The sequence below is a fragment of the Lentilactobacillus sp. genome (assembly GCF_040773105.1).
GTDB classification, from domain to species: domain Bacteria; phylum Bacillota; class Bacilli; order Lactobacillales; family Lactobacillaceae; genus Lentilactobacillus; species Lentilactobacillus parabuchneri.
This window is the reverse complement of the sequence record NZ_JAXGWW010000099.1, coordinates 1-7,381: the sequence shown is the minus strand read 5'-3', so window position 1 is coordinate 7,381 and position 7,381 is coordinate 1. Positions and strand designations below refer to the sequence as shown.

At 42.5% G+C, this 7,381-nt stretch carries 6 protein-coding genes; 3 read left to right on the top strand and 3 right to left on the bottom strand.

Translation table 11 applies throughout. The features are described 5' to 3' along the window. The 3 genes from AB3112_RS06505 to AB3112_RS06495 form a co-directional block, all read left to right on the top strand. Positions 1-1,683: ATP-dependent DNA helicase (locus AB3112_RS06505; RefSeq protein WP_367334140.1), on the top strand; the 1,683-nt coding region annotated here is incomplete at its 5' end. Positions 1,684-1,764: 81 nt separating this feature from the next. Further along, complete coding sequence (locus tag AB3112_RS06500) at positions 1,765-2,616, top strand: fumarylacetoacetate hydrolase family protein (RefSeq protein WP_084974329.1); 852 nt, start codon at positions 1,765-1,767, stop codon at positions 2,614-2,616. A 253-nt stretch (positions 2,617-2,869) separates the two neighbouring features. Continuing rightward, positions 2,870-3,430 (top strand): TetR/AcrR family transcriptional regulator, encoded by a 561-nt coding sequence (locus tag AB3112_RS06495; protein ID WP_057910650.1) that lies wholly within the window; start codon positions 2,870-2,872, stop codon positions 3,428-3,430. Positions 3,431-3,542: 112 nt separating this feature from the next. On the opposite strand, the gene AB3112_RS06490 is transcribed toward AB3112_RS06495, so the two are convergent. From AB3112_RS06490 to AB3112_RS06480, 3 genes are all read right to left on the bottom strand, one after another. Further along, positions 3,543-4,739: an RND family transporter gene (locus tag AB3112_RS06490; RefSeq protein WP_367334139.1), complete on the bottom strand. Its 1,197-nt coding sequence runs from the start codon at positions 4,737-4,739 to the stop codon at positions 3,543-3,545. 33 nt (positions 4,740-4,772) lie between these two features. Then, the gene (locus AB3112_RS06485) at positions 4,773-6,161 is read right to left on the bottom strand and encodes an MMPL family transporter (protein WP_367334138.1); all 1,389 of its coding nucleotides are present in this window, start codon (positions 6,159-6,161) and stop codon (positions 4,773-4,775) included. A 251-nt stretch (positions 6,162-6,412) separates the two neighbouring features. After that, a partial coding sequence (locus AB3112_RS06480) for a lactonase family protein (RefSeq protein WP_367334137.1) occupies positions 6,413-7,381 on the bottom strand: 969 nt, incomplete at its 5' end.

Below are 7,381 nucleotides of genomic sequence, written 5' to 3'. Positions count from 1 at the left end.
TTTCCGGCCATTAAATCCATGGGCGAAGAATTGATCAGCCGCGTTTTTTATTTCACGGCCAAACAAAGTACCAGACACGTTGCGGAAAACACGATTTCGTTGATGGCAGAAAAGGGGCTCACCCTCAAAAGTATCACTTTAACCGCCAAGGATAAGATTACCTTTCCGGAGGAAAAAGACGTTCCGCCGGAAAAAAATCCCTACATGGTGGGCTACTACGATCGTGTCAGACCAGCTATCAAGGATCTCATTCAACACGTTGATCAAATCACTAAAGATACCATTCAAGAATACGCGCAAAAACACAAGGTGGACCCTTTCGAATTTTCACTCGACGTCAGCTTATTTTGTGACATCATCATCTGCGACTATAACTACCTCTTCGATCCCCAGGTGCATTTGCAGCGATTCTTTTCAGTCCCGGATAAATCAAACTGTTTTCTGGTCGATGAAGTTCACAACCTCGTCCAACGGTCCCGGGAAATGTATTCAGCGACCTTGGAATCATCGCCGATTGACCCTTTAATCCGCCAGCTTTCAAGAAAAAAAGCCAGCAATGAAAAGGTGATTAAACGCCTCCAGTCGCTCAAGCGATCATTTAAACGTTATAGCAAGCCTGCATCGGAAACCGTCGATAAACAGGTTGCCCAACTGGCACCGTTGGATAATTTCAATAATACGTTAGAAACCTTAATTGAAACGATCCACCAATGGTTGGCAACTCAGACCCCCAGCGACACGGTCGATGCCGTTGTGGACTACTATTTGGAATGTCGGCGCTACTTTTTGATCAGTACGTTTTACGATGAAACGTATCGAACGAGGATGATTATCGGCGATCACACCATCATTTTTAGGCAGTTTTGTATGGATCCCAGCAAGCAAATTAAGGCCAGCTTGAATCTGGGACGTGCCGCAATTTTGTTTTCGGCTACACTCAGTCCCATTTCCTATTACCAGCAAGTTTTGGGAAACGAAGCTGACAGTTTGTGCATGATCTCTCATTCATCGTTTCCCCAGGAAAACTGTCAGGTCGTTATCGCCAATAACATTAATACCCTGTATGCCAACCGGGAGAACAGTCTAAAACCAATTTGTGACACAATTAAGACGTTGATTTCCCAGAAAACCGGGCATTACATGATGTTCTTCCCGTCAATGGCCTATTTGAACGCGACTCTCAGCAAATTTGTCGAACTTTACCCAGACGTGACGGTCATTAATCAAAAGCCCGACATGGACAACGCGTCACGAACCGAATTCTTAGACAACTTCCGTTCTGATGATCACAAGACCAAAGTTGGCTTCGCCCTTTTAGGTGGCATCTTTTCTGAAGGCATCGATTTGAAAAATGACCAACTGATTGGCGTGGGCATCGTCAGTGTCGGGCTTCCCGGAATGAATAAAGAATCCGATTTAATCCGTGATTACTTTGATTCACTCAATGGCCAGGGCTTTTCGTTTGCCTACCAACTTCCCGGCTTCAACAATGTCAGCCAAGCTGCCGGGCGAGTGATTCGAACTGACGAGGATAAAGGTGTGATCGTTTTGATGGACCAGCGATTTAACCAGACGCGCTACCGGAGCATTTTCCCCAAGACCTGGTCCAACATCAAAGTCACTCAAAATTCAGATCAACTAAAAAATGTTCTGCATCATTTCTGGCAAAACGGCAATACGTAAGTGTTCTGGTTACAATTTTTACGATTGGGTGTATACTAATAACGCTGTTCGTTAATTGAATTAAAGCCAGGAGGGGTTAAATTGAAATTAGCAATGTATGATAACAAGCCAACATTTGTCGCGCTCCAAAACGGTCAATTCTGGGGTATTCCAATTACTGGTTATGACTCAATCGACGAGATCTTAAACGATTGGCAGAACTTTGTTTCTAAAGTCCTAATCAATTTCAACGACACCAAAATCATTGATAACGACGATGCCGAACAACTCGATGCCCTAAAATTTGAGCAGCCGGTTCAACACCCACGTCAATTACCAGCAATTGGGTTTAATTACCTTGATCACATGAAAGAAATGGACATTGTGAAGCCCAAGCGGCCAAACGTGTTCAATAAATTTGTCAGCTCTTTAGCCGGCCCCCACAATTCAATTCATCTCAGCGGCAACACCGTTGATTGGGAATCTGAACTCGTGATTGTCATCGGCCGCGGTGGTCGCAACATCAGCCGCGAAGATGCCGAAGACGCAATTGCCGGCTACACTGTCGGCCAAGACATTTCCGATCGAACCGTTCAATCAATCGATGGTCCAAGTACCCAGTTTGACCTCGGAAAATCCTTCAAGAATTACTCACCAATCGGCCCTTACATAACAACAATTGCCGACACTGATGATATTGTTTCAAAAAATGTCACTACTAAAGTCAACGGGGAGATTATGCAGCAAGCAACCGTTGATAAGATGATTTTTGATATCCAAACGCTGATTTCGTATATTTCCAGCGTCATTGAACTGTATCCCGGCGATTTAATCTTTACCGGAACCCCCAGTGGGACCGGTGTCGGACGTGATCCACAAGTCTTTTTGAAGTCTGGTGACGTCTTTACCAGCGAAATTGACGGCTTGGGGACAATCGAAACCAAAGTTAATTAACAAATCCCCACTTTAATCAAACAATGCATTAGCAAAAAATGTGATCCTGGGAATACACACAATACAAATAATGGACCCGCCCGAACCTCCCCTTCTTAGGTGATAATTCGTGACGGATCCATTATTTGTATTCGCTGATAATCATTCTTATTTCTTTAAAATAGTTTCAATCCACTGTATTCTGGTTAATAAGGTTTATTCCAACTAACGAGCATGACACATCATGTAAATTATTTCAGTGAAAGGAAATTTAATGACAGAAGCAGAAACACTTACCCAAAAACGAACCAGACGAATCATCAAACAAGCTATGATTAACCTTTTGCAGTCCAAGCGATTCGATGACATTACCGTCAAGGATATTTGTGATAGTGCACTTATTCATCGCAGCACATTTTATCGTTACTATCAGGACAAGATTGATTTGGCAGACGATATTTTGCACGATTTAACAAGCGAACTGAGTGGCTCTCCTACTGATAAAACGGCTGTTTTAAAACAGATCACTCAATTTATGACTCAAAATGTTGGCCTAATCCGTCATTTGGTCCCTGAAAACGAAAGTAAATTTTATGATGAATTTCGCCACATCCTTGAAGGGCTGTTTCAGGAGCGCGTTAACAACTCAGATTACCAAAATGACCCCATTGTCACTTTAATCAAAAATTCAACGTCTCCCACTCTTATGATGAGCTTTTTGGCAAATATCATCATGGGCTTCTTCGCCGAACAGTTGGAATATTCGCCAAGCCACTCTTTAGACGAAGTTGAAGAATTCCTGGTCGACATCATCAACAAATTAAATGGAATTTGATTAAATGCCCTTAAGTTGTTCTATGAATATTAAGGAACGGATACGGTGTGAACTTTTGCCTCAGCGACTTTATGATATTTAGCCATCATTCAGTAAAACAACGTCAAATCAACTAAACTTTGTCGGGTTTCTCATTATCTGATTTTCTTTTCCGTAACAGATAAATCACTGCGGGTAAGATAGTTAACGCACTAATCAACGAATAAGCGGTATCCAGAACAGTGATTAGCCCAAATGATTTAAGCACCGGAAAGTTGGAGAACATAATCGCTGAAAACCCGCCAATCACGGTTAATCCGGAAACTGTGATGGCTTGTCCAACGGATGCGACTGATGAAACAATCGCATCTCTCACGGAAATGCCACGTTTCATTTCTTCTCGATAGCGCTCCAGAATTAAAATGGTGAATTCGGTGCCAATTCCCAGAACTAAGGAACTTAAAGCAATTGTGACCGGATTATATGGTGTCCCCATAAGCTTTAATGTTAGCGGTGAGAATCCTAACACCAGCAAAATTGGGACCACCGGATAAATTGCCAGTCGCCAATCTCGATAAATCAGGAATAGGACGATGAAAATAATCGAAAGACCTGCAATGATGATCAGATCATGATTTGCTGAGACGTTATCAATTCCCAGCAGCATCATGACTTGAGCCCCTGCTGGCGAAACCTTCAGCCCGTGATCTGTTCCTTGGATATCATGATCAATCCGATTCATCAGTTGAAGCTGCTCTTTAGATGACATGTCCTTTTTGATCTTGAATTGAATCGTGGCGGAGTGATGATCCTTACTGATTAATGACTGCTTGATAGATGTCGGCATATTGTCAATGCCGGAATTAATTTTTTCTTGATTATCCGACAATTTACCTGATGACTGCTGATATGCGACTGGTAAGCTGGTAACCGCGGTTACGTCAGAATATTTGTCTTCAACCCGTTTGCCAATGTCATTAATTTTTTCCAGCTGTCCACTATCCCGCAAATCATTATCGCCGCCTCTAACCAGATAGGTCAGATACGTCGTTGAGCCAATTTGTTTCTGAAGATACTTGGTGTTCTTCAACGAAGTCATCTGTTGTGGGATCATTTTAGTAATATCGGTTTCAATATTAATTGATTTTTCTACTGAAAAGCCGATTCCTGCCAAAACAATACCAATGGCCAATAGAACACCGGAATGTCTGGTAACCCATTCTGCATAATGACTTAAGAATAGCGAAAGTCTGGAAGGTTGAGCAATCTTTTTGGGGCTGAACTGGTCTGCTTGGTAATTTTTATCTAAGAAAGACAATGTGCTAAACATCAGTCCAAACTCGACAGCATAACTACATGCAACTCAGATTGCCAAAGTTAAGCCAAACTGTTGCATCATTGGTGCCTTGGACAAATACATGGACAAGAAACTGAATATCATGACAATTAGGGCAACTCCAACCGCTGGCCCCATATTTGCAATCGCTTCTGAAATCGATTTTTGGGGATTATGCGTCTTCTTAATTTCTTCTTCGTAACGGTTTTGAAATTGAACGCCAAAATCAGTTCCCAAGCCAATAATAATTGGCAAAGTTGCCATGGTTGCCAAAGTGATTGGGATATTTAGCCACCCCATTAGCCCGAATGTCCATACTAGACAGGCTAAAACAAAGACCAGTGGCAGCAGTCGTCTTCGAACCGGGAAGATGACTCCTAGGATAATTACCATCAAAACGATGGCCAGTACCAGCATAATTGCCATACTCTTGATAACTTCTCCACGAGCCTGCCCGATGATTGCAGGCATCCCACCAAGGCGGGTCTTAATATTGGAGCCGAAATGAGTGTCTCGGATGACCTTATTTGCATCATTGTGAATTTGAACTGCGGAGTTCATATCTGAAGACTTTTTGTTGGTGTTGATCACAATGACCATCCGCGTTGCATCCTTAGGCAACAATTCCTTGAATGTACTTGGTATGTGGCCATTGTCACTTAAGAAAATATCTCTTAACAAATTCGTTGACATGTCTTCAACCTTAGGAAGCATTGGGACAATCGTCTTCGCCAAGCCGGCTTGCTGTTTTCGATTCAACAGTGTCATGGTATATGACTGAAGTTTAGCTTTTTGCTCGGTAGTTAAAGCTTTTTGTAACATTGCCTGTTGCTGTTTTGCCGGCACTGACTGTTGAGCTTGTGCTGCAGCCATTTTCTGTTTTTGAGCAGGCGTTAATTCGCTCATTACATATTGCTGGATCTGCTGCTGTTGAGCAGGAGTCAGTGACTGTTGAAGGTCACGTTGGAGCTGGGCAGTTTGCTTGGGGGTCAGCTCTGCCATTAAATCCTTTTGCAGTTTTGGATCCTTGAAGTTTAACTGCACAGATCCGCCGCTGCCCGCCTTGTCCAACATGTCGTTGAGGGTGCTCACAACGTCCGTTGTATTGCGAACGTTATCTACCTGATTGATCTTATGATCAAATTTGGCTACTTTTTGCATCGTTTCATGTGACAACAAAGTATCTTGTCGTCCGTTCATTAACAAATAGAGCGATTCACCGCCAAACTTTTTCTGATAAGTTTGCGAATACTTATATGCTTTTGAACTTGAACTGACAAAAACATCGTTTCCCATCTTCATTTGGAGCTTAGGCAATCCAAACCCAAACCCAATCGTTAGGATGACAATGACGGTAATCCAGATTTTGCTGTGACGCTGTATATTGTTACTGAGTCCGTCGAACAATCGTTTCAATGTCTACATCTCCTTTTTTGTGTCTGATTTTCATTTTAAGAGATGAAGTCCAAAAACAAAGAAGTAAACCAAGGCCTTTGTTGCGAAATGAAACAAGACTCAAATAATGTTCGATTATGGAAGCGAATACACATGAAAGAGTGGCAAAAAAGCGCATTGTTTCAAGAATTCAGCTAAGTAATCGGCAAACAAAAAAACTGAGGCAATTTTTTATATTTGCCCCAGTCTCTTCACATGATGTCTGTTAATATTTAGTGTTTCCGAAGAATGCTGACGCCTTCCGGAACCATGAAGTCCTTTTGAATCATCGTTAATTTTCCAGATTCACTGTTACGAGTGTATAATACAGCGTTGTCCGAATTTTGATTCAAGGCGATGACAAAGGATTCATCGTCACTCATATTGAAATCACGAGGGAAGTCGCCTTCCGTTGAAATTCGCTGGATCAATGACAAATTACCTTTTTCATCTGAACTGAAGACAGCAATTGTGTTATTGCCCCGGTTGGAAACATACACGAAGCGGCCGTCTTTTGATACACGGATTGCAGCAGCACCGTTATGTTCAGTCCAATCATCAGGAATCGTTGAGTGGATGTCTCTCAAGGACAAAACGCCCTTGTCGGCATCGTAATCCAATACGGCGACGTTGCTGCTCAACTCACCAACCAGATAGGCAACTTTCTTCTTGGCATCGAAGTAAATATGACGGGGACCATAACCGTCCTGCATTTGTAATTCGCTGACGGGTACTAATTTACCGCTGTCTTCCAAATCATAAATAAACACTTTGTCGACACCCAGGTCAACGGCCACAATTCGGCCCTCAGGAGTTAAATTGATATAATGAGGATGTGGTCCGTCTTGTTGCTCCTTGCGGAATCCAAGGGTGCCCTTGTCCATAATCCGATCGGCCTTTGAAATGGCCCCATCATCGCCAATTTTATAGGAATTAATCGTTCCGGCATGATAATTAGCCGTGAAAACAAGTTGTTTGTCTTCATCGACCGAAATATAGGCTGGGGAAGTTTCCTGGTCGTGAATTGAGGCAATTGGCTTTAATGGGAAGTCATCTTTAGTCCCATCCCATTCGACAAAGCCACCAGTTACATTATCCTGGTCATCTTTGACCTTGGTAATTGCGTAAATCCGTTTCTTGGATGATTCAGCCACGTAGGTTGGGTCAATGGCGCTGCCGACAAATTGTAAGTTTTGTAATTT

Bases quoted from the DNA above. Each gene is read 5' to 3' on its own strand.
- AB3112_RS06495 (WP_057910650.1), top strand. From the start codon at position 2,870: ATGACAGAAGCAGAAACACTTACCCAAAAACGAACCAGACGAATCATC.
- AB3112_RS06490 (WP_367334139.1), bottom strand. From the start codon at position 4,739: ATGTTTAGCACATTGTCTTTCTTAGATAAAAATTACCAAGCAGACCAG.